Raw genomic sequence first — 20,709 nt, 5'->3', positions numbered from 1 at the left:
GGACGGGACGCAGAGGTGGCCGCGGACGGTCAGGAAGCGGCGGTGATCCTGGCGCAGGCCAGGGCGCAGGTCGACCCGGAGCTGCGCAGGGCCGTGGAAACCCTGCCCACGTCGCTGCGCCGCATCGCTCGCTACCACTTCGGATGGGAGCAGGCGGACGGCGCCGCGGCCGCGGAGCACGCGGGCAAGGCCATCAGGCCGGCGCTCGTCCTCGCCGCGGTACGGGCGCTGGGGGGCGCTCCGGAGCTCGCGGTACGGGCGGCGGCGGCCGTGGAACTCGTCCACAACTTCACGCTCCTGCACGACGACGTCATGGACCGGGACACCACGCGCAGGCACCGGCCGACCGCGTGGACCGTCTTCGGGGACGCCGGCGCGATCCTGGCGGGCGACGCGCTCCAGGCGCTCGCGCAGCGGCTGCTCGCCGAGGACCCGCACCCGGCGGCCCGGCCGGCGGCGGCCCGGATCGCGGCCTGTGTGATGGAGCTGTGCGAGGGCCAGGTCGCCGATGTCGCCCTGGAGAGGCGCGAACCGGACCAGGTCACGCTGGACGAGTGCCTCGTCATGGCGGAGGCGAAGACGGGCGCGCTGCTCGGCTGCGCCTGCGCGGTCGGGGGGCTGTACGCGGGGGCCGGAGAGGAGGAGGTCGCGGCCCTCGACGGGTTCGGCAGACAGGCCGGGCTCGCGTTCCAGCTGATCGACGACGTCATGGGGATCTGGGGGGATCCGGCCCGTACGGGCAAGGCGGCGGGCGCCGATCTCGCGGTGCGCAAGAAGTCACTGCCGGTGGTGGCGGCGCTGGCCTCGGGCACGCCCGAAGCCGGTGAACTGGCCGCGCTCTACGGGGTGGTGGGCCCGGAGGACGGCCCGCCGAAGGAGGGGGAGCTGGAGGCCATGGCAGTGGTCGTCGAGCGCGCCGGGGGGCGCGACTGGGCGCAGCTGCACGCGGCGGACCGGATGTCCCGGGCGGTGCACCAGCTGTCCAGGGCGGTCCCGGCACCGGAGGCCGCGGACGGACTGCTGTCGCTGGCGGAGTTCGTGACGCGGCGTAGCCACTAGGGGGAATCCACCAGCAGGGGAAGGGAGTTGAACTGGCGGCGGGCCCCGCACTCCGGGAGGAGCGCGGGGCCCGTACGCGCGTGCGGAACCGATCGCCTAGGCTGCAGCGGGCCGGCGCGTGGCGGCCGACCGGCGCAGGGACACGGCCCGTTGAGGCGGGCCGCGACGTGAGGGGGCGGGGCCATGGGCGTGGCGATCCGGAGGGCCACGGAGGGCGATCGGGCGGACCTTGTGCGGCTGCTCGACGAGGCGTTCATGGACGACCCGGTGAGCGGCTGGGTCTTCCCCGGCCTGGAGCACCGGCGCCGCAGGCACGCCGGACTCATGGCGGCCTTCATCGACATCTCGCTGAGCGAGGGATATGTCGACATCACCGAGGACGGCGCCGCGGCCGCGCTCTGGCTGTCGGTGCCCGCCGGGCCGCGCGGGACGGGCGGCGCGGACGAGGGCGACGACGGTCCTGCGCAGCTGCGCGCCGCCGTGGACCCCGACAACGAACGGGTCGAGGAGATCGGCCGGTTGACCTCAGGGGCCCACCCGCGCGACCGCGGCGCGCACGAGTACCTGTGGATGATCGCCGTGGACCCGGCGCGGCAGGGCCGGGGCCTCGGCACCGCGCTGATGGAGCCCGTCCTCGACCGCTGCGACCGCGAGGGCGTGGCGTCGTATCTGGAGGCGAGCAGCGACCGTAGCCGTGTGCTGTACGAGCGGCTCGGCTTCGCGTGCACCGGCAGCGGGATCGCGCTGCCGGACGGGCCGACGATGTGGCCCATGTGGCGCGACCCGCAGGTGAGCTGAGCCCCGGCCGTCAGGGTGCGGGCGGCTGCTACTGCGGCACGATCGTGCGGACGATCCGGTCCATGAGCCCTTCGGGGACGCTCACGCCGGGCACGGCGCCGTCCAGCATCCCCGGCATCGTCAGGTGTTCCAGGATGAGCCCCAGCGTGGCGAGGTAGAGCACGGTCACCGTCTCCGCGCCGCCGGGGAGCCCGGACTCGGTGTGGAACGAGATCCCGAAGTCCAGGTCGCCGCGGAGCGACTTCATGAGGGACGCCCGCAGTTCGGGCCTGCGCCCGGCCTCGAGGCGCATCTCCATCATGGCCAGATAGCCGGTGCGGTCGCGCTGGGCGCGGCCCAGCAGATCGTGCATGAACGCGGCGACCAGCTCGCGGTCCCGCGGTCGCTGCAGGAGTTCCGCGACCACCGCCGGGTCCGGGGCCAGCCGCTCGTGCAGCCATGCGTCGATCTGGTGCAGCAGGTCGTCCCGGCTGGAGAAGTAGTTCGACGACGTGCCCGTGGGGACGGCCGCCGCCGCGTCCACCGCGCGGAAGGTCAGGCCGCGCGCGCCCTCGGCCGCGAGCACCTCCACCGCGGCATCGACCAGGGCCACCCTGCGCTCCGCGTTCCGTGCCATCTGTGCGCTCCTTCTGACCGGAGATCCGGCAACCCACCGAACCGGATTCCCGAATCCCGTTGCAACCACTACAGGTGAAGCACTATAACTGCAGTTGTTCGAGCGGAGCCACGGCGGGAAGCCCGTGCGACGGCCCACCCGAACGCCCCTGTCACCTGCGGAAAGAGACCCACTTGCGCAAGCTCACGTACTTCGTCGCCGTGTCGATCGACGGTTTCATCGGCGGTCCCGACGGAGACGCGAACGCCTTCATGCCCTTCGTGGACGAGGAGTTCCTCGGGTTCCTCACGACCGAGTACCCCGAGACCGTCTCGGCGGAGGGCCGGCGGATCCTCGGCCTGGAGCACCTGGCCAACAAGCGGTTCGACACCGTCATCCAGGGCCGGGCCAGCTACCAGGTCGGCCTCGACGCCGGTCTGACCAGCCCGTACGGGCACCTGCGCGAGTACGTCGCGGCGCGCTCGATCGAGAAGTCCCCCGACCCGAACGTGGAGATCGTCGCCGATGACGTCGTCGGCAAGGTCCGCGAACTGAAGGCGGAGGAAAGTGAGTTCGGCATCTGGCTGTGCGGCGGCGCGACGCTCGCCGGTGTGCTCGCCGACGAGGTGGACGAGCTGGTGATCAAGACATACCCGCTGGTGTTCGGCTCGGGCCTGCCGATGTTCGGCTCCGGCTTCGCGATCGGCGAGTTCGCCCTGGAGGAGAACCGGACGTTCGGCAACGGCGTGATCGTGCGGACGTACAGCAGGAAGAGGCAGGGGCTCCCCGGCTAGAATTTTTCTCCGGGCGGTGTCGAGAACGCTGCTGCCGCTCCGACGTCTCCAGTGAAGCCGCCCGCGCCCGGCGGGCGGCTTGGCCGAAGGAGCGCAGAGCGATGAAGTACCTGATGATGGTGACGGGCACCCAGCTCGACTACGAGGCGATGGCGGGCAAGGCGTCCGAGGGCAATCCGGCCTGGGGCGAGAAGGACATCCAGACGATGTTCGCCCACATGCAGAAGATCAACGACGACCTTGCCGAGACCGGCGAGATGCTCGCTGGCGAAGGTCTGGCGGAGCCCGCGAAGACCCGGTTCGTCACGCCGGACGCGGAGGGGCGGCCCGTCATCAGTGACGGCCCCTACGGGGAGACGAAGGAGCTGCTCGCCGGTTTCTGGATCCTCGAGTGCGAGAACCTCGACCGGGTCACCGAGATCGCCAAGCGTGTGGCCGAGTGCCCGGCCCCCGCGGGCGCACCCGCCCGCCCCGTCGTGATCCGCCCCATCCTGGACAGCGGTGGCGACCTTTGCTGACCGCGTCGACCGAGGACCTGCTGCGCCGCCACGCGCCGCAGGTCCTCGGCGCGCTGGTCCGCCGCCACGGACACTTCGACGCCGCCGAGGACGCCGTGCAGGAGGCGCTGCTCGCCGCCGCACGCCAGTGGCCCGACGCCGGGGTGCCCGACAACCCGCGCGGCTGGCTCATCAAGGTCGCGTCGCGCCGCCTCGTCGACGCTCTGCGCAGTGACGACGCGCGGCGCAGGCGCGAGGAGGCGGACGCAGCGCTCACCCCGCGCGACGCGTTCACGGCCCCGCCGCCCGGGGAGAGCCGCGCCCCCTGTGAGGACGACACCCTCACCCTGCTCTACCTCTGCTGCCACCCGGAGCTGACCCCCGCCGCCCAGGTCGCCCTCACCCTGCGTGCCGTAGGCGGCCTCACGACCGCCGAGATCGCCCGCGCCCACCTGGTCCCCGAGCCGACGATGGCGCAGCGCATCAGCCGCGCCAAGCAGCGTGTACGAGGCGTGCGGTTCCGCCGGCCCGAGGACTGGCGCGAGCGGCTGCCCGCCGTGCTCCAGATCCTCTACCTGATCTTCAACGAGGGGTATACGGCCACGTCCGGGCCCCAGTTGCAGCGCGCCGACCTGGCCCGCGAGGCGATCCGGCTGACCCGGGCCGTGCGGGCGCTGCTGCCCGGCGACAGCGAGGTCGCGGGGCTGCTCGCCCTCATGCTGCTGACCGACGCGCGCCGCGCCGCCCGCACCGACGCGGCGGGCGAACTGGTCCGCCTCGACGAACAGGACCGCACCCTGTGGGACCGCGCCGAGATCGACGAAGGCGTCGCACTGGTCGCCCTCGCCCTCCCGCGCGGACCGGTCGGCCCGTATCAACTCCAGGCGGCCATCGCCGCGTTGCACGACGAGGCGGCGAGCGCCGAGGACACCGACTGGCCGCAGATCCTCGCCCTCTACGACCTGCTCGTGCGGGTCGTGCCCGAGGGGGAGGCGATGGCCGCGCTCGGCCGGGCCGTCGCCGTCGCCATGGTGCACGGCCCCGAGGCGGGCCTGACGGAGACGGACAAGCTGACGGCCGCCCTCGGCGGGCACCACCGGCTCGCCGCCGTGCGGGGCCACCTCCTGGAGCTGGCCGGGGACCGCGACGCCGCGCGGGCGGCCTATCAGGAGGCGGCGGGCGGCACGCTCAGCCGCCCGGAGCAGCGCTACCTCCAGCTGCGTGCGGCCCGGCTCGGCTGAGGCGGGCCGCGTCGGCCGGTGGGCTGTACCCGCCCCGGCGATCAGCCCGTAGGTTGGTGCGCATGACCGAACTCCTGCACATCACCGAGCGCTCCCTGTGGGACGCGGCCCGCGCGTCCGGCGCCTACGAGATGTCCACGCGCGGCAAGACCCTCGCCGAGGAGGGCTTCATCCACTGCTCTCTGGCGCATCAGCTCCAGAAGGTCGCCGACTTCCTGTACGGCGCGTACGACGGGCCCGACGAACTGGTGGTGCTGGTCATCGACAGCGAGCGGGTGCCCGTGCCGGTCAGGTTCGAGGCGCCGGAGCCGGGTGCCGACGAATTCCCTCACATCTACGGGCCGTTGCCGGTCGCGGCCGTCACCGAGGTACGGCACTGGGGCGGCGGGCGGGTCTGCTGAGGTCCTCACGGTCCGCCCGCTAGTCGGACGGGCGTTCGGATCCGGGGGGCGGCTCGCTCCCGGACTGGGAGGGGGCGGCGCGCGTACGGCGAGGGGGCGGTCCCGGGGAACGCGGCGGCGGTGGTCCTGCTGGCGGGGTGCGACGGTGCGACGGTGCGACGGTGCGCCGTCCGGCGGGCACCGGACGGCGGACGGTGTCCCGATCGTCCGCGAGGCGAAGGGTGGGCCCGAACTGCCTCTGCACGACTGCCAGTTCACCGCCGAGGACGGCGAGGCGTACAGCACGTTCAAGCGCGCCCGGACCCTCCTCGCCCAGCGGTGCATGCGCGACTTCGGCTTCGCCGGCCTCCCGCGCGACCCGAAGAGCCCGCGCAGCGGGTCCGTGTGCGAGTCGGCGCGGCGTGGCCAGGAGACGGTGCGGGACGACATGCGCGAGGTGCTCACGGCCATGTAATGGCACTGCGGTTCCCTTAAGCGTCCTCACCCTGCTACGTTTGGGATGCCTTAACGGGAACATGGAACCATTTAAGGAGTGCCCCATGTCGGCGCCCACGCAGACCGCCCCCGCCCCGGCCGTCGCACCATCCCCGCACATGACGGCCCGCCAGAAGCTCGTCCTCACCCTCCTCCTCGGCGCCCAGTTCATGATCGCCGTGGACTTCTCGATCCTGAACGTCGCGCTGCCCGTCGTCGGCGAGGGGCTCGGCTTCTCGCTCTCCCATCTCCAGTGGATCGCCACGGCGTTCGCGCTCGCCGCCGCCGGGTTCACGCTCCTCTTCGGCCGCGTGGCCGACCTCGTCGGCCGCAAGAGGCTGTTCCTCGCCGGCATGGCGGTCCTCGGTGCCTCCTCCCTGCTGGGCGGCCTCGCCACCTCGCCCGAAGTCCTGCTTGTGGCCAGGGTGTTGCAGGGACTCGCGACCGCGGCCGTCACCCCGGCCGGACTCGCCCTCCTGACCACCGCCTTCAAGGAGGGGCCGCTGCGCGAACGCGCCCTCGGCCTCAACGGCGCCCTGATGTCCGCCGGGTTCACCGCGGGCGCCATCCTCGGCGGGCTCCTCACCGACCTGCTCTCCTGGCGCTGGGCCTTCTTCGTCAACGTCCCCGTCGCAGCCCTCGTCCTCGTCCTCGCCCCGTCCGTCATCACCGACTCGCGCCCGGACCGCCGCCCGCGCCTCGACCTGCCGGGCGCCGCGACCGTCACCGGCGGACTCCTGCTCCTCGTCTACGGACTCACGCAGGCCGGCGAGACCGGCTGGGGCGCCCCCGCGACCCTGGCGGCGCTCCTTTCCGGGGCCGCGCTCCTCGTCGCCTTCCGGTTCGTCGAGAAGCGGGCCGCCGCGCCCCTCGTCCCGCTCCACATCCTCAAGCGGCGCACCGTGATCTGGGGAAACGCGGCCGGGCTCATCGCCTTCGTCACCGAGACCTCCCTCGTCTTCCTGCTCACGCTCTACCTCCAGGAAGTCCTCGGCTACTCGCCGCTCGCGACCGGGCTCGCCTTCGGCGTCCTCGGGCTCGGCACCGTGATCGGCGGCACGCTCGGCGGCCGCGCCGTCGGACGCCTCGGCAACCGCACCACGATCGTCGTCGGCGGCGCCGTCCAGTCCGTCGCCACGCTCGCCCTGGTGGCGCTCGGCACGTCGGGGGCCTGGATCTGGCTGCTCCTCGCGGCCACGTTCGTCGGGGGCGTCGGCAACATGCTGGTGATCGTCGGCTTCATGGTGACGGCCACGTCCGGGCTGCCCGACGAGGAGCAGGGCCTCGCCACCGGTCTCGCGACCATGACGCAGCAGGTCGGCATCACCCTGGGCATCCCGGTGATGAGCGCGATCGCCACGGCCCGCATGGGCGGGGCGAGCGGTCCGGACGCGGTCCTGTCCGGAGTCTCCACGGCCGTACTCGTCAACTCCCTCCTGGTGGCGGCGGGTTCGGCGCTCGCCGCGCTGTTCCTCGCACCCCGGCGACCGCGTGACAGGGCGGACGCCTGAGCCCCCGGCCCTGCATGATGGGGCCATGCCCGACCACACGGAGAACGCAGCCGCAGCACCGGCTCTCCCGGTGGCCGTCGACGAGGACGCGCTCCTCGCCCTCGCCGACGGCCATCACGCCCGCGCCGTACGCCCGTTGGGCAGCGGTGAGCACGGCGGTCACCTCGTCAAGACGTACGCCATCGAGGCGCCGGGGCGCGCGGTGACGGAGCGGGACGCCGCCGCGGTCATGCCGCTCGTCGGCGCCCACCTGACGCTCGGCGCCGTCCGGGGCTCGCTCGGACTCGCCGTGGTCCTGCTGCACGCCGGGGGAGACGGGGACTACGTCCTCGTCCACACCTGGATCGAGGGTCACATGTCCGACCTCGCGGTCTTCACCGGACCCGCGGGCCACCCGGAACTGCTGCGGCCCGGCCGCACCGGCCTCGCCCCCTGCGTCTGGGAGGCGGCCGTACTCGCCCATGAGCGCACCGCGTTCACCCGCCACGTCCTCGACGGCGAAGGCCCCCTCGCGGACCGCCTCGCCGCCTGGTCCGCGGACGTCACGAAGGAGGACGCCCGGTGACCGACACACAGGTGAGCGTGCGGCACGCCCGCCCCGGCGACCTGCCCGAAGTGGCCCGGCTCGCCGCGGAACACGCCGCGTACGAGAAGGCGGACCCGCCGGCGCCCGGCCTCGCCGACCGCCTCCACACGCTCCTGTTCACCACCGCCACGCCCCGCCTGCGGTGCCTGGTCGCGGAGCCGGCCGACGGCACACTCGTCGGCTACGCGACCTGCGAGCCCGCGATCTCCACCTGGGACGGGTGCGAGTACCTCCACATGGACTGTCTGTACCTCCGCCCCGGCCACCGCGGACTCGGCCTCGGACCGCTCCTCATGGACGCCGTGGCCGCGGAGGCCCGAGCGCTCGGGATCGCCGAGATCCAGTGGCAGACGCCGGTCTGGAACGACGGGGCGATCCGCTTCTACCGGCGCCAGGGCGCCCGCGAGACGGACAAGCTCCGTTTCAGCCGTCCGTCCTCCTCAGGCCCCGTCGGCCAGTAGCCCCCGCAGCGAGTCCGCCATCGCCGCCACGAACGCGTCCCGTGTGCCCGCGTCGACCAGATCCAGGGACAGATACGGATTGAGGTCTTCCAGCTCGACCAGGAGCAGCTCGCCCTCCGGCGTGCGGCAAGCGTCCACGCGCTGGATGCCGTGACCGATGGTGTTCCAGTCGACGAACTTCTGCGCGAACTCACGGTCCGCGTCGGTGGGTTCGTACGGTTCGAGGACCCACCGCTCGTCCGGCCGGGGCGCGTACAGGGCGTACTGCAGAGTGCGGTCGACGAAGTAGAACGACACCTCGTACCGGAAGCGGATCCGCGGCTGGACGAGGATCCCGTCGAACTCCAGGCCGGACAGCGCCTCGCGGCCGACGAACTCGAGTCCGATGGAGTCGGCGCCGAGCAGCGGCTTGACCACGTACTCGTCAGCCTCGGGCAGCAGAGGGAGATCGGCGGCGCGGGCGACGGTCGGGATGACGGGATACCCGGCGGTGGTCAGGTCGAGCAGATACCCCTTGCCCGCCATGTCGGCCTTCCCGGACAGCGCGTTGTAGACGCGTACCCCGCGCGCGAGCGCCTGCTCACGGAACGCGTCGTAGGCGGCCTGGTAGTGCAGCACGGGCCCGCTGTTGCGCACGACGACCGCATCGAAGCCGTCCATCAGCGCGACGGCGTCCAGCGGGTGGCACAGCGCCACGTCGAACTCCTCGCGCAGCCGCGACGAGAGGGCTATGTCCTCGTCGCAGTAGCGGCGGCCACGGGCCGGGTACGCGAGGTCGGTGACGTAGAGGATGCGGGGGCGACGCGAGTGGTCCATCCGGGCGACGCTACCCGAGCGGGCCGAAGACGCCGACAGCACCCGGCTCCGCGCGGACGCCGGGTGCTGTCGGACAGGTGACGCGAAGGCTTCAGGCCTTCTTCGTCTCCCAGAAGATCTTGTCGATCTGGGCGATGTAGTCCAGAGCCTTCTGGCCGGTCGCCGGGTCGCTCGACGCCTTGGCGGCCGAGAGGGCCTTCAGGGTGTCGTTGACCAGCTGGCTGAGCTCCGGGTACTTCTCGAAGTGCGGGGGCTTGAAGTAGTCGCTCCACAGCACCGACACGTGGTGCTTCGCGAGCTCGGCGCGCTGCTCCTTGATGACGATGGCGCGCGTCTGGAACTGCGGGTCGTCGTTGCCGGCCATCTTTTCCTGGACGGCCTTGACCGACTCCGCCTCGATGCGGGCCTGGGCCGGGTCGTACACGCCGCACGGCAGGTCGCAGTGCGCGCTGGCCTTCACCTTGGGGGCAAACAGGCGGGAAAGCATGTAGCAGTCCTTCCTCGTGATCGTCTTCTCAGGTGGGACATTACTCCGTGGCAGACGTGTTTTCTCGGGTGCCCCCATGGGCTTAGGACAAAAGTCCAGGGCGAGACTGGGACTGGTGGAGGATGGGACCGCAAGACCGGCGGGCGGAACCGGGGAGGATGTCTGATGCCTGAGACTGCGGAGGAGACGCGGGAGGCCAGGGTGCCGTTTCAAATCATCGAGGTGGACGGGCCGTCCATGGTGCCCACGCTGTATCCCGGCGACTGGATGCTCGTGCAGCACGGCGCCCGGGTACGGCCGGGCGACGTGGTCGTCCTGCGGCACCCCTTCCAGCAGGATCTGCTCGTGGTGAAGCGCATCTCCGGGCGCCGGGACGGGGGTTGGTGGGTGCTCGGCGACAACCCCGACGCCGGCGGCGACAGCGAGGTGTACGGGGCGGTTCCCGACGACCTCGTGCTCGCCAAGGTGCGCGGGCGCCTTCGCCGCCGCAAGCCGTGGGTGGAGGGCGAGCGTCAGCGGTCCGTGGCGGCCGTGGCTTTGTGGGCCTTCTCGGCGCTGCGCCCCGTGCTGTCCGACCGGTCCGCCTCGGCGCGCTTGCGGGCGCGGTAGGCGGCGACGTTGGCGCGGGTCGCGCAGCGGTCCGAGCAGTAGCGCCGGGAGCGGTTCGTCGACGTGTCCAGGTAGGCGTTGCGGCACGGCGACGCCTCGCACAGGCCGAGGCGGTCCACGCCGTACTCCGTGAGGTGGAAGGCGAGGCCCATGGCGGCGATCGCCGCGTATCCCGCTGTCGCGTTCGACGGGTGGTCCGCGAGGTGCATGTGCCACAACGGGCGGTCGTCGTCGTCCCGGTGGTCGTGCCCGGAGATCTGCGGGCTCACCGGGAACTCCAGGAGGAGCGAGTTCAGCAGGTCGACCGCGAGCGTCTCGTCGCCGCCGTCCGCCGCCTCGAACACCGAGCGCAGGCGCGCCCGTACGCCGCGGAAGCGGGTCAGGTCGGCGTCCGTGGCGCGCCGGGCCGCCGACTGGTTCGCGCCGAACAGGTCGCGCACCGCCTCGACCGTGGTCAGGGAGTCCTTGCCACGCCCCGGCTCCTCGCTGTTGACCAGACGTACGGCGTAGTCCGAGTAATAGGCCAGTTCCACTTGTAGTCCTTACCGGGGCGGTCTATCTTCGTCAGTGACGGGAGTAATAGCTGCTCTTGCTTCGAGGGTATTACGTACGGGAGGGTTCTCGATGACGGGATCTACGGAAACCGCCGGAGTCACCGCCGACTGGCGCGCCTGGCAGGACAGCTGGGACCGGCAGCAGGAGTGGTACATGCCCGACCGCGAGGAGCGGCTGCGGGTCATGCTCGACATGGTGGAGGCCTTCGCCGGGCCCACGCCGCGCGTGCTCGACCTCGCGTGCGGTACGGGAAGTATTACGGACCGGCTCCTGAAGAGGTTCCCCGCAGCCACCAGTGTCGGCGTCGACCTCGACCCCGCGCTGCTCGCCATCGCCGAGGGCACCTTCGCGGGCGACGACCGCGTCACCTTCGTGACCGCCGACCTCAAGGACCCGCACTGGGCCGCGCGGCTGCCGCACACGTCGTACGACGCCGTCCTCACCGCCACCGCCCTGCACTGGCTGCACAACGAACCGCTCGCCACCCTCTACGGACAGATCGCCGGCCTCGTCCGCGACGGCGGTGTCTTCATGAACGCCGACCACATGATCGACGACACCACGCCCCGGATCAACGCCGCCGAACGCGCCCACCGCCACGCGCAGATGGACCGCGCCAAGGCCTCCGGCGCCCTCGACTGGGCCGAGTGGTGGGCCCTCGCCGCCAAGGACCCGGTACTCGCCGGACCCACCGCGAAGCGCTTCGAGATCTATGGGGAGCACGCCGACGGCGAGACCCCGTCGGCCGACTGGCACGCCCGCACCCTGCGCGCCGCCGGGTTCGCCGAGGCCCGCCCCGTGTGGCGCTCGCCCTCGGACGCACTGGTGCTCGCGGTCAAGTAGCCCCGCGCATAAGGGAGGGGCGGTACGGACACCAGGTCCGTACCGCCCCTCCCTTATGCATCTGCGTACGCGGAGCTACAGCACCTTCGACAGGAAGGACTGCGTGCGCTCGTGCTGCGGGTTCGTCAGGACGTCGCGCGGGTGGCCCGACTCCACGACCACGCCGCCGTCCATGAAGACGAGGCTGTCGCCGACCTCGCGCGCGAAGCCCATCTCGTGCGTCACGACGATCATCGTCATGCCGGACTCGGCGAGGTCACGCATCACGTCGAGGACGTCGCCGACGAGCTCGGGGTCGAGGGCCGACGTCGGCTCGTCGAAGAGCATCAGCTTCGGGTCCATCGCGAGCGCGCGGGCGATCGCCACGCGCTGCTGCTGGCCGCCGGAGAGCTGCGAGGGGTAGTTCTTGGCCTTGTCGGCCAGGCCCACGCGCTCCAGGAGCTGGCCTGCCCGCTCGCGCGCGGCCACCCGGGACTGGCCCTTGACCTGGACCGGCGCCTCCATGACGTTCTCGAGAGCCGTCAGGTGCGGGAAGAGGTTGAAGCGCTGGAACACCATGCCGATGTCCCGGCGCTTGACCGCGACCTCGCTGTCCTTCAGCTCGTAGAGCTTGTCGCCCTTCTGCCGGTAGCCGACCAGCTCGCCGTCGACGTAGAGCCGGCCGGCGTTGATCTTCTCCAGGTGGTTGATGCACCGCAGGAACGTCGACTTGCCGGAGCCGGAGGGGCCGATGAGGCAGAAGACCTCGCCCTCCTTGACCTCCAGGTCGATGCCCTTGAGGACCTCGACGTTGCCGAAGGACTTGTGGACGCCCTCGGACTTCACCATGGCGTTGGTGGTCATCACGCGGCTCCCTTCGGCCTGCCGAGCGACAGCAGGTTGGCCTTGATCTTCTGGAACGGCGTCGGAGGAAGCGAGCGGCTGGAGCCGCGGGCGTAGTAACGCTCCAGGTAGTACTGGCCGACGCTCAGGATCGAGGTCATGATCAGGTACCAGGCGGCGGCGAGGAAGAGCATCTCCACCGGGGAGCCGGAGGTCTGGCCGATGTCCTGGGCGTAGCGCAGGAGTTCGTAGTACTGGACCGCCGACACCAGCGAGGTCGTCTTCAGCATGTTGATGACCTCGTTGCCCGTGGGCGGCACGATCACCCGCATCGCCTGCGGGATTACGATCCGGCGCAGGGTCTTGGCGTGGCTCATGCCGAGGGCGTGCGAGGCCTCGGTCTGGCCCTCGTCGACCGAGAGCAGACCGGCGCGGCAGATCTCCGCCATGTAGGCGGCCTCGTTCAGGCCGAGTCCGAGCAGCGCCGTCAGGAACGGCGTCATGAACGAGGACCAGTAGTCCTTGTAGATCGGGCCGAGGTTGATGTACTCGAAGACCAGGCCCAGGTTGAACCAGACGAACAGCTGGACCAGGACCGGCGTACCGCGGAAGAACCAGATGTAGAACCAGGCGATCGACGACGTCACCGGGTTGCGCGAGAGGCGCATCACGGCGAGCAGGATGCCGCCGGCCACACCGATGATCATGGAGATCACGGTCAGGAGCAGGGTCTGGCCGACGCCCTTGAGGATGCGGTTGTCGAAGAAGTAGTCCGGGACCGCGCCCCAGTTGATCTTGCCCTGGGCGAACGCGTAGACGATCGCGGCGAGGACGGCGATGGCGACCACCGCAGCGACGTAGCGGCCGTAGTGCCGGACCGGGATCGCCTTGATGGCCTCGGGTCCCGCCTTGGGCGGCGGGATGTCCTCGGGCCCGTCCGTCTTGTCGATGTCAACAGACACGGGTGTTGCCTTTCAAGCGACTGGGTGACGAAAGGGACGCGGTCACTTGCCGCCGTTGACGGTGGCTTCCTTGACCGCGCCGGCCTCGACGCCCCACTTCGCGATGATCTTCTCGTACTCGCCGTTCTTGATGACGGCGTCGAGCGCCGCGTTCAGGGCGTCCCGCAGCTGGGTGTTGCCCTTGGCGACCGCGATGCCGTACGGGGCGGCCTCGACCTGGTCACCGACGATCTCGAAGTCCTTGCCGCCGCCCGAGGTCTTCACCGCGTAGGCGGCGACCGGGAAGTCGGAGGAACCGGCATCCGCGCCGCCCGAACGCAGCCGGGTCTGGGCCTGCTGGTCGTTGTCGAAGGCCTCGATGGAGAGCTTCTTGCCGGCCGGGCACTTCTTCGCCTCCGCCTTGGCCAGGTCGTGCGAGACCGTGCCGCGCTGGACGACGACCTTCTTGCCGCACAGGTCCTCCCAGGTCTTGATGCCCTGGGTCTTGCCCTTCGGCGTGTAGATCGAGACGCCCGCGTCGAAGTAGTCCACGAAGTCGACGCCCTCGCCGACCTTCTTGCCGGTGTCGGAGTCGACACCGTTCTGCCGGTCCTTGGTGTCCGTCATCGCCGACATGGCGATGTCGTAGCGCTTGGAGCGCAGACCGGTGATGAGGGTGTCGAACGTGCCGTTCTGGAACTCGAACTTCACGCCGAGCTGCTTGCCCATGGCGGCCGCGAGGTCGGGGTCGATGCCCGCCGTGTTGCCGGACTTGTCCTTGAACTCGACCGGCGCGTACGCGATGTCCGAACCGACCGTGATGACGCCCTTGTCGCGGATCTCCTTGGGGAGCTTGCTCGCGAGCGGAGCGCCCTTGGTGGAGTCGGCGGGCGCGTTCTTGTCCTTGGTCTGGTCACCGCAGCCGGACAGCAGCAGAGTGCCGGCGACCGCGATCGCGCCGACCATGGCAATCCGGGACTTCGCGGACTTCGCAGCGGTCGAACGACGGGTGGTGCTTGCGGTCATTTCTGGTTCCTCCGGCAGGGTGAGGGAGTAGCCGATGCAGAGATCCGGCACACATCTTCGAGTGTCGCGACCTCGTGTGATTACGGCATCTTGCCATTCGGACCGGGCCATTCAGGGCCCTCGCTATGTCAAAATCGGATAACGGGTTACCCCCGTACCGCTCCCGGACCCCGACAGGTCGGTACATCGCGCCAGCGGGTGAGCGAATATCTGCGGCGACAGCGCCGTCAGGCCGGAAGATCTGCGGCCCCACGGCTCGTGTCTCACCATGTGAGCGATGCTCCATCGGCTTTGAGCTCGACTTGAGGTCCGGCCCCTAATATCCGGGTCCTCGGCTATGAGTCTCGTCACCGCGCTGTGATCGATCACAAATGGACTCGTCCGGGGTGGCGTCCGTCAGGTAAGAAGGTTCTTTACACCCCTCATCCGGGGCTCAGGGCGCGCGTGCGGCGCGCCCATCGCGTACTGACCCGTACGAGTGCAAGACACCCGACATGTGGGTCATACGCGGTGCCCGCCCGTTCCTCAACCAGGAGCGGACCCACCCTCAACTGATGATTAAGACTTAAGGGGTCATACAAGTGGCAGCGGAGATCGTCAATCCTCGCAGCGACGCCGGTTCCGGCCAGGCCAGTGCGGGCCCGGCGCATACCGGCAACGAAAGCGCCGAAGAGCCCTTCGATCCGGCCTTCGCACTGCACCGCGGCGGCAAGATGGCCGTGCAGGCCACCGTGCCGGTGCGCGACAAGGACGACCTGTCCCTGGCGTACACGCCGGGCGTCGCGAAGGTCTGCTCCGCGATCGCGGAGAATCCCGAGCTCGTCCACGACTACACGTGGAAGTCGTCCGTCGTGGCCGTCGTCACCGACGGCACCGCGGTGCTCGGCCTCGGGGACATCGGTCCCGAGGCGTCCCTCCCGGTGATGGAGGGCAAAGCGATCCTGTTCAAGCAGTTCGGCGGCGTCGACGCGGTGCCGATCGCGCTCGGCACGACCGACACGGACGAGATCATCGAGACCGTCGTCCGCCTCGCTCCCTCGTTCGGCGGTGTGAACCTCGAGGACATCTCGGCGCCGCGCTGCTTCGAGATCGAGCGCAGGCTCCAGGAGCGGCTCGACATCCCGGTCTTCCACGACGACCAGCACGGCACCGCCGTGGTCACGCTGGCGGCGCTGAAGAACGCGGCCAAGCTCAGCGGGCGCACGCTCGGCGAGCTGCGCGCCGTGATCTCGGGCGCCGGCGCGGCCGGTGTCGCCATCGCCAAGTTCCTCCTCGAGGCGGGGCTCGGCGACGTGGCGGTCGCGGACCGCAAGGGCATCGTCAGCCGGGACCGCGAGGACCTCACGGACGTCAAGCGCGAGCTGGCCGAGCTCACCAACAAGGCCAACATCACGGGTTCGCTCGAGACCGCGCTCGCCGGCGCGGACGTCTTCATCGGCGTCTCCGGCGGTACGGTCCCGGAGCCCGCGGTCGCCTCGATGGCGCCCGGCGCCTTCGTCTTCGCGATGGCCAACCCGAACCCCGAGGTTCACCCGGACGTGGCCCACAAGTACGCGGCGGTCGTCGCGACCGGGCGCTCCGACTACCCGAACCAGATCAACAACGTCCTCGCCTTCCCCGGCATCTTCGCGGGTGCGCTCCAGGTGCGGGCGTCGCGGATCACCGAGGGCATGAAGATCGCGGCTGCGGACGCGCTCGCCGACGTGGTCGGTGACGACCTGGACGCCGGGTACGTCATCCCCTCGCCGTTCGACGAGCGGGTCGCTCCCGCGGTGACCGCGGCCGTCGCCGCCGCCGCGCGCGCCGAGGGCGTCGCCCGACGCTGACGACGCCGCAGGACCCGACCGCGCCCCGTGCGCCACGGATCGACTCCGTGGGGCACGGGGCGCGGCGCGTGTCACAGCCCTACGGTGTTCCGCACGGCACCCTGCGGACCTAGGGTCAAGGTCATGTTCGCTGCCTACGCCGCCCGAATCGACCGTGACCAGCCGCTGAACGGCCTTGAGTTGGGGGATCGCCCGGCCCCCGAGGCCCGCCCCGGCTGGACGACCGTGAACGTCAAGGCCGCCTCCCTCAACCACCACGACCTGTGGTCCCTGCGCGGGGTCGGACTCGCTGAGGACAAGCTCCCGATGATCCTCGGCTGCGACGCCGCCGGGATCGACCAGGACGGCAACGAGGTCGTCCTGCACTCCGTCATCGGCCAGGCCGGTTACGGGGTCGGGCCCCGGGAGGGCCGGTCCATCCTCACCGAGAAGTACCAGGGCACCTTCGCCGAGCAGGTGACCGTGCCCGAGTGGAACGTACTGCCCAAGCCGAAAGAGCTCAGCTTCGAGGAGGCGGCCTGCCTGCCGACCGCGTGGCTGACCGCGTACCGGATGCTGTTCACCAACGCCGGTGTGCGGCCCGGTGACTCCGTGCTCGTGCAGGGCGCCGGCGGCGGGGTCGCCACGGCCGCGATCGTCCTCGGCAAGGCGGCCGGTCTCAAGGTCTTCGCGACCAGCCGTGACGAGGCCAAGCGCAAGCGCGCTCTGGAGCTCGGCGCCGTCGAGGCCGTCGAGTCGGGTGCGCGGCTCCCGCAGCGTGTGGACGCCGTCATCGAGACGGTCGGCGCGGCCACGTGGTCGCACTCCATCAAGTCGCTCAAGCCCGGCGGCACGGTCGTCATCTCCGGTGCCACCAGTGGTGACCGCCCCTCGCACGCCGAGCTGACCCGCGTCTTCTTCCTGGAGTTGAAGATCGTCGGCTCGACGATGGGTTCGAAGGACGAGCTGGAGGACCTGCTGTCGTTCTGCGCGGCCACCGGCGTGCGCCCCGTGATCGACGAGACCCTCCCGCTGGACCGCGCCCGCGAGGGCTTCGAGCGGATGGAGGCCGGCGGCCAGTTCGGCAAGATCGTACTGACGGTCTGACGGTCTGGCCTTGCTGGACCCTGCCTGATCTTGCGGATCTGTGAGGGTCGAGGGGCGGTGCCCCTCGACCCCTCCCGCCCCTGCCGTCGCGCGGGTCAGCCCTTGGGTGTCCGCAGGGACGCCCCGATGTGCGCCGCCGCCTCCGACAACCGGCGCCGGGCCTCGCGGAGTTGGTCCTCCGTCACCCCATGGTCCCTGGCCGTGTCGCGGATGTCGTCGCGGAAGCGGTCGAGGAGGCGGTCCAGATCACGGGCCGGGTCGCCGGTCGAGTCCTCGTGACTCCACGACGGCAGATACTCCGCGGGGATGTCACCATGGGTGACCCGCGCCTCGGGCCCGGCGCCGTCCGGACGGGCCGCGCCGCCCGCCTCCTTGCCGAAGTACTTGCCGAAGTCGCCGAACTCCTTAGCCAGTTCGGTCAGGCCCTCCCGGACCCCCGTGGGCCAGTCGCCCTGCGCGAAGTGGTCCTGGACCTGGTCCTGCACACGCTTCGCCAGACGCTCGACCTGCTCCTGCGCCTGCTCGCGCGCCTGCTCCTGCGCCTCCTTGGCCTGCCGGCGCGCCCGCTGGGCCTCCTCGCGGGCCCGGCGGCTCTCGTCCTTCGCGCGCCGTGCCTGCTCCTTCCACTCCTGCCGGGCGCGGCGCAGCTCCTCCTTGGCCGCGCGCCATGCCTCCTTGTCGCCGAAGTCCTGGAAGTCGCCGGACGGGCCCGGCCGCTCGCCCTTGCGCGTGGTCGTCCCCGACCCGTTCCTCGCCTCCGAGGCGGCCGCCCGCATCTCTCGGCGCAGATCGCCCGCCGCGCCCCGCACGTCGTCCCGGATCTCGGCGGCGAGCTCCGCCACGGACTCGCGGATCTCCAGCTCCAGGTCGGCCAGCTCACCACTGCGGTCGGCCAGCTCGGCGCGGCCCGCGTCGGTGATCGAGTAGACCTTTCTGCCGCCCTCCGTGGTGTGCGTGACCAGCCCTTCGGCCTCCAGCTTCGCCAGGCGCGGGTACACCGTGCCCGCCGAGGGCGCGTACAGGCCCTGGAAGCGCTCCTCCAGGAGCCGGATCACCTCGTACCCGTGGCGCGGGGCCTCGTCGAGCAGCTTCAGGAGGTACAGGCGCAGGCGGCCGTGGGCGAAGACGGGGGGCATGTCAGAGCACCTTCTTGTCGGCCGGGCCGCCGGCTGCGGCGCCAGGGGCGGTGGGGGAGTGCTCGACGGGGGCGTCCGCGGCGGGGGTATGGGCGTCGTCCTCCGCCGGAGGCCGCCGCAGGAGTGCGATCGACCCGGAGACCGTCGTCGCCTTCAGCTTTCCGCGGCCTGTGCCGAGCCTGCCCGTGATGCTCTTGGCGCCCCAGTGGCCGCCGACCCGCAGATCCTCGAAGGCGTTCGACACGGATCCGCTCGTCGTGTTCGCCTCGACCTCCGCGTCCGCGGGGTGCGGGAGGCGGATCGCGATCTCGCCCGAGACGCTCGTCAGGTTCACATCCGTCGCCCGGTCGGCGGGGTCGAGGTCCACGATCATCGAGCCGCTCACCGAGTCGGCCCGCACGGAGGCGCCCGCGCCCTCGACGACGGTCAGGTCCCCGGAGACGGAGTTGAAGCGCAGATCCCCTGTCACCGCCTGGGCCTCGACATTCCCGGAGACGGTGTCCGTGCGCACATCGCCCGCGACGCCGACCAGTGTCGTGTCGCCGGTGACGCCCTTGACCTCCGTACGCCCCTGGATCCCGGAGACGACGGCGCCGGCGCCGACGACGCCGACCTCGACTCCGGTGTCTGCCGGGACCGCCAGGGACACGACCGCGCTGCGGCGCCAGCCCTTGGGGTCGAGCCACTTGAGGAAGCCCTTCCAGGGCAGATCGTCATACGCGACGGTCAGCACGCCGTCCGCCAGGGTCACCTGGAGCGGTGGGCCCTCGATCCCGGACACCTCGAGGCGGGCGGAACCTTCGTCGGTGCCCACGACGTTCACCGTTCCGTTGACGATGCGTACGTGGAGCGTCGTCACGGGCTCGTCGAAGGCGAGCTTGTGGGGCTCTGCCACGGACCACTCGGGCATGGTGCGACCTCCTCGGCGGGACGGATCGGGAGCGGACGCGTTGTATCGCACCCTTGCGAGACACGATATATCGCGGATACGGAAAGTCAAGACAGTCGCGACTGGATTCCGTCGCGCCGGCGACCCCGCGCAGGCACATTCATGGGCCAAACCCCACAAACTGACCTAGCGTTGAGTCCATGCCGTCCGACGCCACCGCCGACTCCGCCGGTACCCCCGCCCCACAGGCCAGGCCCGCGGGAGCGCTCCTGCTGTGCCGCGCCGCCCCCGCCGCCGTCGGTCCCGCCGCCAAGCTCCTGCGCGAACGCATGCTCCTCACCCAGGCGGGACCCGACTGGAGCGTCCTGGTCCCCGAGGGCAAGCCCTGGCTGCGCGGCGGCGAACGGGTCGACAGCGTCCTCGCGGGCTGGGCCGCGGCCCTCGCCGTCAGCGTCCCCTGGCCGGTGCTCGCCCTGTGGTGGGACGCCGAACACAGCGGCTACACCCTCGCCTCGGGGTTCCGCCGCTCCGTCGGCTACGTATGGCTGGCGAACGGCACACCCGTCGGCGAGGACGAAGCGATGCGCACGTTCGCCGCGCGCCTCGGCCTCGACCCGGTCCTGGACATGCAGTCCCTGGAGGAACTCACACGGTCCGACAGCGCGGCGGACTCCCGCGCCCGGCTGCTCGGCCTGCTCGCGGTCCTCACGCGCGCGGGGCTCACGCTCCCGGCCGGCCTGACCCCCGGCGAGCCCGCCGACCGGCTGCGCGAGGTCGCGCGCGTGCAGCCCGGCGCCGAACGCATCGAGTGGTCCAGCTGGCGCGACGCCGTCCGCGCGGAACTCGACGTCGTCGAACGCAGCGCCATCGGACCCTGGCTGCGCGGCCCCAAGGCGAGCACAGCGGCGGCGGTCCAGCTCGCCGTGGGCATCCCGCTCACCGTGTGGGGCCTGCGCCGGCGCGGCGCCGGCTGGGCGGTCGCGGGCGCGCTCCTCGTCGTACACGGCGCGCTCGGCCTCGCCTACGACCGGCTGCGCGCCTGGGACTGAGGCCCGCTCGGGACCTGCTACTCGTCGTCATCCTCGTCGTCGAGCCGTGCCAGCCATGTCGCCAGCCGCTCGACCGGCACCTCGAAATCCGGGTTCAGGTCGACGAACGTGCGCAGCTGCTCGGCGAGCCACTCGAAGGTGACCTCCTCCTCGCCGCGCCGCTTCTCCAGTTCCTCGATGCCGCGGTCGGTGAAGTACATGGGCCAG

Annotated in this window: 25 protein-coding genes; 15 read left to right on the top strand and 10 right to left on the bottom strand. The window is 71.2% G+C overall.

The features are described from left to right. The first annotated feature begins 15 nt into the window (after positions 1 to 15). A complete protein-coding gene (locus tag OG758_RS19730; protein ID WP_326711230.1) occupies positions 16 to 1,059 on the top strand; it encodes a family 2 encapsulin nanocompartment cargo protein polyprenyl transferase in 1,044 nt (347 codons plus the stop codon). Positions 1,060 to 1,242: 183 nt separating this feature from the next. Then, positions 1,243 to 1,857, top strand: coding sequence for a GNAT family N-acetyltransferase (locus OG758_RS19725; protein ID WP_326711229.1), 615 nt, complete (start codon positions 1,243 to 1,245; stop codon positions 1,855 to 1,857). Positions 1,858 to 1,885: 28 nt separating this feature from the next. On the opposite strand, the gene OG758_RS19720 is transcribed toward OG758_RS19725, so the two are convergent. Beyond that, positions 1,886 to 2,473: a TetR/AcrR family transcriptional regulator gene (locus OG758_RS19720; RefSeq protein WP_326711228.1), complete on the bottom strand. Its 588-nt coding sequence runs from the start codon at positions 2,471 to 2,473 to the stop codon at positions 1,886 to 1,888. Positions 2,474 to 2,646: 173 nt separating this feature from the next. Here OG758_RS19720 and OG758_RS19715 point away from each other — a divergent pair, with 173 nt between their 5' ends. The 8 genes from OG758_RS19715 (at position 2,647) to OG758_RS19680 (ending at position 8,417) form a co-directional block, all read left to right on the top strand. Continuing rightward, positions 2,647 to 3,246: a dihydrofolate reductase family protein gene (locus OG758_RS19715; RefSeq protein WP_326711227.1), complete on the top strand. Its 600-nt coding sequence runs from the start codon at positions 2,647 to 2,649 to the stop codon at positions 3,244 to 3,246. A 101-nt stretch (positions 3,247 to 3,347) separates the two neighbouring features. Continuing rightward, complete coding sequence (locus OG758_RS19710; RefSeq protein WP_326711226.1) at positions 3,348 to 3,764, top strand: YciI family protein; 417 nt, start codon at positions 3,348 to 3,350, stop codon at positions 3,762 to 3,764. Next, positions 3,758 to 4,984, top strand: a complete 1,227-nt coding sequence (locus OG758_RS19705; protein WP_326711225.1) for an RNA polymerase sigma factor — start codon at positions 3,758 to 3,760, stop codon at positions 4,982 to 4,984. The genes OG758_RS19710 and OG758_RS19705 overlap by 7 nt, the downstream gene beginning before the upstream one ends. Before the next feature lie 62 nt (positions 4,985 to 5,046). After that, positions 5,047 to 5,385 (top strand): DUF952 domain-containing protein, encoded by a 339-nt coding sequence (locus OG758_RS19700; RefSeq protein WP_326711224.1) that lies wholly within the window; start codon positions 5,047 to 5,049, stop codon positions 5,383 to 5,385. A 145-nt stretch (positions 5,386 to 5,530) separates the two neighbouring features. Continuing rightward, positions 5,531 to 5,839: a hypothetical protein gene (locus tag OG758_RS19695; RefSeq protein WP_326711223.1), complete on the top strand. Its 309-nt coding sequence runs from the start codon at positions 5,531 to 5,533 to the stop codon at positions 5,837 to 5,839. A gap of 85 nt (positions 5,840 to 5,924) precedes the next feature. Further along, complete coding sequence (locus OG758_RS19690) at positions 5,925 to 7,370, top strand: MFS transporter (protein WP_326711222.1); 1,446 nt, start codon at positions 5,925 to 5,927, stop codon at positions 7,368 to 7,370. A 25-nt stretch (positions 7,371 to 7,395) separates the two neighbouring features. Then, the gene (locus OG758_RS19685; protein ID WP_326711221.1) at positions 7,396 to 7,935 is read left to right on the top strand and encodes a hypothetical protein; all 540 of its coding nucleotides are present in this window, start codon (positions 7,396 to 7,398) and stop codon (positions 7,933 to 7,935) included. Continuing rightward, entirely contained in the window at positions 7,932 to 8,417 is a 486-nt protein-coding gene (locus OG758_RS19680) for a GNAT family N-acetyltransferase (protein WP_326711220.1), read from the top strand. Before OG758_RS19685 ends, OG758_RS19680 begins: the two co-directional genes overlap by 4 nt. Here OG758_RS19680 and OG758_RS19675 read toward each other — a convergent pair. Both OG758_RS19675 and sodN read right to left on the bottom strand, forming a co-directional pair. Beyond that, the gene (locus OG758_RS19675) at positions 8,397 to 9,233 is read right to left on the bottom strand and encodes a hypothetical protein (RefSeq protein ID WP_326711219.1); all 837 of its coding nucleotides are present in this window, start codon (positions 9,231 to 9,233) and stop codon (positions 8,397 to 8,399) included. The two genes, OG758_RS19680 and OG758_RS19675, sit on opposite strands and share 21 nt — an antisense overlap. Before the next feature lie 91 nt (positions 9,234 to 9,324). Then, positions 9,325 to 9,720, bottom strand: a complete 396-nt coding sequence (gene sodN / locus OG758_RS19670) for a superoxide dismutase, Ni (RefSeq protein WP_100595918.1) — start codon at positions 9,718 to 9,720, stop codon at positions 9,325 to 9,327. Positions 9,721 to 9,885: 165 nt separating this feature from the next. Here sodN and sodX point away from each other — a divergent pair, with 165 nt between their 5' ends. Continuing rightward, the gene (gene sodX, locus OG758_RS19665; protein ID WP_326711218.1) at positions 9,886 to 10,329 is read left to right on the top strand and encodes a nickel-type superoxide dismutase maturation protease; all 444 of its coding nucleotides are present in this window, start codon (positions 9,886 to 9,888) and stop codon (positions 10,327 to 10,329) included. On the opposite strand, the gene OG758_RS19660 is transcribed toward sodX, so the two are convergent. Beyond that, a complete protein-coding gene (locus OG758_RS19660; RefSeq protein WP_326711217.1) occupies positions 10,233 to 10,862 on the bottom strand; it encodes a CGNR zinc finger domain-containing protein in 630 nt (209 codons plus the stop codon). The genes sodX and OG758_RS19660 overlap by 97 nt on opposite strands. Before the next feature lie 91 nt (positions 10,863 to 10,953). Here OG758_RS19660 and OG758_RS19655 point away from each other — a divergent pair, with 91 nt between their 5' ends. Beyond that, complete coding sequence (locus OG758_RS19655; protein WP_326711216.1) at positions 10,954 to 11,727, top strand: class I SAM-dependent methyltransferase; 774 nt, start codon at positions 10,954 to 10,956, stop codon at positions 11,725 to 11,727. A gap of 75 nt (positions 11,728 to 11,802) precedes the next feature. Here OG758_RS19655 and OG758_RS19650 read toward each other — a convergent pair whose 3' ends face one another. The 3 genes from OG758_RS19650 to OG758_RS19640 are packed head-to-tail and all read right to left on the bottom strand — an operon-like array spanning position 11,803 to position 14,516. Beyond that, on the bottom strand, positions 11,803 to 12,570 hold the full coding sequence (locus tag OG758_RS19650; protein ID WP_326711215.1) for an amino acid ABC transporter ATP-binding protein: 768 nt from the start codon (positions 12,568 to 12,570) through the stop codon (positions 11,803 to 11,805). Continuing rightward, a complete protein-coding gene (locus OG758_RS19645; RefSeq protein ID WP_326711214.1) occupies positions 12,570 to 13,511 on the bottom strand; it encodes an amino acid ABC transporter permease in 942 nt (313 codons plus the stop codon). The genes OG758_RS19650 and OG758_RS19645 overlap by 1 nt, the downstream gene beginning before the upstream one ends. A 42-nt stretch (positions 13,512 to 13,553) precedes the next feature. Then, entirely contained in the window at positions 13,554 to 14,516 is a 963-nt protein-coding gene (locus OG758_RS19640) for an ABC transporter substrate-binding protein (protein WP_326711213.1), read from the bottom strand. A gap of 581 nt (positions 14,517 to 15,097) precedes the next feature. On the opposite strand from OG758_RS19640, the gene OG758_RS19635 reads away from it, so the two are divergent. Together OG758_RS19635 and OG758_RS19630 are read left to right on the top strand one after the other, a co-directional pair. Then, positions 15,098 to 16,342 (top strand): NAD(P)-dependent malic enzyme, encoded by a 1,245-nt coding sequence (locus OG758_RS19635; RefSeq protein ID WP_326711212.1) that lies wholly within the window; start codon positions 15,098 to 15,100, stop codon positions 16,340 to 16,342. 123 nt (positions 16,343 to 16,465) lie between these two features. Further along, positions 16,466 to 17,428 carry a zinc-binding dehydrogenase gene (locus OG758_RS19630; protein ID WP_326711211.1) on the top strand — a complete coding sequence of 321 codons (963 nt, stop codon included), beginning with the start codon at positions 16,466 to 16,468 and terminating at the stop codon, positions 17,426 to 17,428. A gap of 95 nt (positions 17,429 to 17,523) precedes the next feature. Here OG758_RS19630 and OG758_RS19625 read toward each other — a convergent pair whose 3' ends face one another. Together OG758_RS19625 and OG758_RS19620 are read right to left on the bottom strand one after the other, a co-directional pair. Further along, on the bottom strand, positions 17,524 to 18,564 hold the full coding sequence (locus OG758_RS19625; RefSeq protein WP_326711210.1) for a PadR family transcriptional regulator: 1,041 nt from the start codon (positions 18,562 to 18,564) through the stop codon (positions 17,524 to 17,526). A 1-nt stretch (position 18,565) separates the two neighbouring features. After that, positions 18,566 to 19,474 carry a DUF4097 family beta strand repeat-containing protein gene (locus OG758_RS19620; RefSeq protein ID WP_326711209.1) on the bottom strand — a complete coding sequence of 303 codons (909 nt, stop codon included), beginning with the start codon at positions 19,472 to 19,474 and terminating at the stop codon, positions 18,566 to 18,568. Positions 19,475 to 19,653: 179 nt separating this feature from the next. On the opposite strand from OG758_RS19620, the gene OG758_RS19615 reads away from it, so the two are divergent. Next, entirely contained in the window at positions 19,654 to 20,502 is an 849-nt protein-coding gene (locus OG758_RS19615) for a hypothetical protein (protein ID WP_326711208.1), read from the top strand. Positions 20,503 to 20,519: 17 nt separating this feature from the next. Here OG758_RS19615 and OG758_RS19610 read toward each other — a convergent pair whose 3' ends face one another. Beyond that, positions 20,520 to 20,702 carry a DUF6104 family protein gene (locus tag OG758_RS19610; RefSeq protein ID WP_019075209.1) on the bottom strand — a complete coding sequence of 61 codons (183 nt, stop codon included), beginning with the start codon at positions 20,700 to 20,702 and terminating at the stop codon, positions 20,520 to 20,522. Between the last annotated feature and the right edge of the window lie 7 nt (positions 20,703 to 20,709).

It is taken from the genome of Streptomyces sp. NBC_01474 (genome assembly GCF_035918215.1).
GTDB classification, from domain to species: Bacteria; Actinomycetota; Actinomycetes; order Streptomycetales; family Streptomycetaceae; genus Streptomyces; species Streptomyces aureus.
The sequence above is the reverse complement of the archived record's forward strand: the minus strand, read 5'-3'. Positions and strand labels throughout refer to the sequence as shown.

What these genes read in the sequence shown, in the direction of transcription:
- OG758_RS19650 (WP_326711215.1), bottom strand. Translation starts at nt 12,570, where the DNA reads ATGACCACCAACGCCATGGTGAAGTCCGAGGGCGTCCACAAGTCCTTC.
- OG758_RS19655 (WP_326711216.1), top strand. Translation starts at nt 10,954, where the DNA reads ATGACGGGATCTACGGAAACCGCCGGAGTCACCGCCGACTGGCGCGCC.
- OG758_RS19620 (WP_326711209.1), bottom strand. Translation starts at nt 19,474, where the DNA reads ATGCCCGAGTGGTCCGTGGCAGAGCCCCACAAGCTCGCCTTCGACGAG.
- OG758_RS19720 (WP_326711228.1), bottom strand. Translation starts at nt 2,473, where the DNA reads ATGGCACGGAACGCGGAGCGCAGGGTGGCCCTGGTCGATGCCGCGGTG.
- OG758_RS19610 (WP_019075209.1), bottom strand. Translation starts at nt 20,702, where the DNA reads ATGTACTTCACCGACCGCGGCATCGAGGAACTGGAGAAGCGGCGCGGC.
- sodX (WP_326711218.1), top strand. Translation starts at nt 9,886, where the DNA reads ATGCCTGAGACTGCGGAGGAGACGCGGGAGGCCAGGGTGCCGTTTCAA.
- sodN (WP_100595918.1), bottom strand. Translation starts at nt 9,720, where the DNA reads ATGCTTTCCCGCCTGTTTGCCCCCAAGGTGAAGGCCAGCGCGCACTGC.
- OG758_RS19675 (WP_326711219.1), bottom strand. Translation starts at nt 9,233, where the DNA reads ATGGACCACTCGCGTCGCCCCCGCATCCTCTACGTCACCGACCTCGCG.
- OG758_RS19685 (WP_326711221.1), top strand. Translation starts at nt 7,396, where the DNA reads ATGCCCGACCACACGGAGAACGCAGCCGCAGCACCGGCTCTCCCGGTG.
- OG758_RS19725 (WP_326711229.1), top strand. Translation starts at nt 1,243, where the DNA reads ATGGGCGTGGCGATCCGGAGGGCCACGGAGGGCGATCGGGCGGACCTT.
- OG758_RS19615 (WP_326711208.1), top strand. Translation starts at nt 19,654, where the DNA reads ATGCCGTCCGACGCCACCGCCGACTCCGCCGGTACCCCCGCCCCACAG.
- OG758_RS19690 (WP_326711222.1), top strand. Translation starts at nt 5,925, where the DNA reads ATGTCGGCGCCCACGCAGACCGCCCCCGCCCCGGCCGTCGCACCATCC.
- OG758_RS19640 (WP_326711213.1), bottom strand. Translation starts at nt 14,516, where the DNA reads ATGACCGCAAGCACCACCCGTCGTTCGACCGCTGCGAAGTCCGCGAAG.
- OG758_RS19710 (WP_326711226.1), top strand. Translation starts at nt 3,348, where the DNA reads ATGAAGTACCTGATGATGGTGACGGGCACCCAGCTCGACTACGAGGCG.
- OG758_RS19700 (WP_326711224.1), top strand. Translation starts at nt 5,047, where the DNA reads ATGACCGAACTCCTGCACATCACCGAGCGCTCCCTGTGGGACGCGGCC.
- OG758_RS19625 (WP_326711210.1), bottom strand. Translation starts at nt 18,564, where the DNA reads ATGCCCCCCGTCTTCGCCCACGGCCGCCTGCGCCTGTACCTCCTGAAG.
- OG758_RS19630 (WP_326711211.1), top strand. Translation starts at nt 16,466, where the DNA reads ATGTTCGCTGCCTACGCCGCCCGAATCGACCGTGACCAGCCGCTGAAC.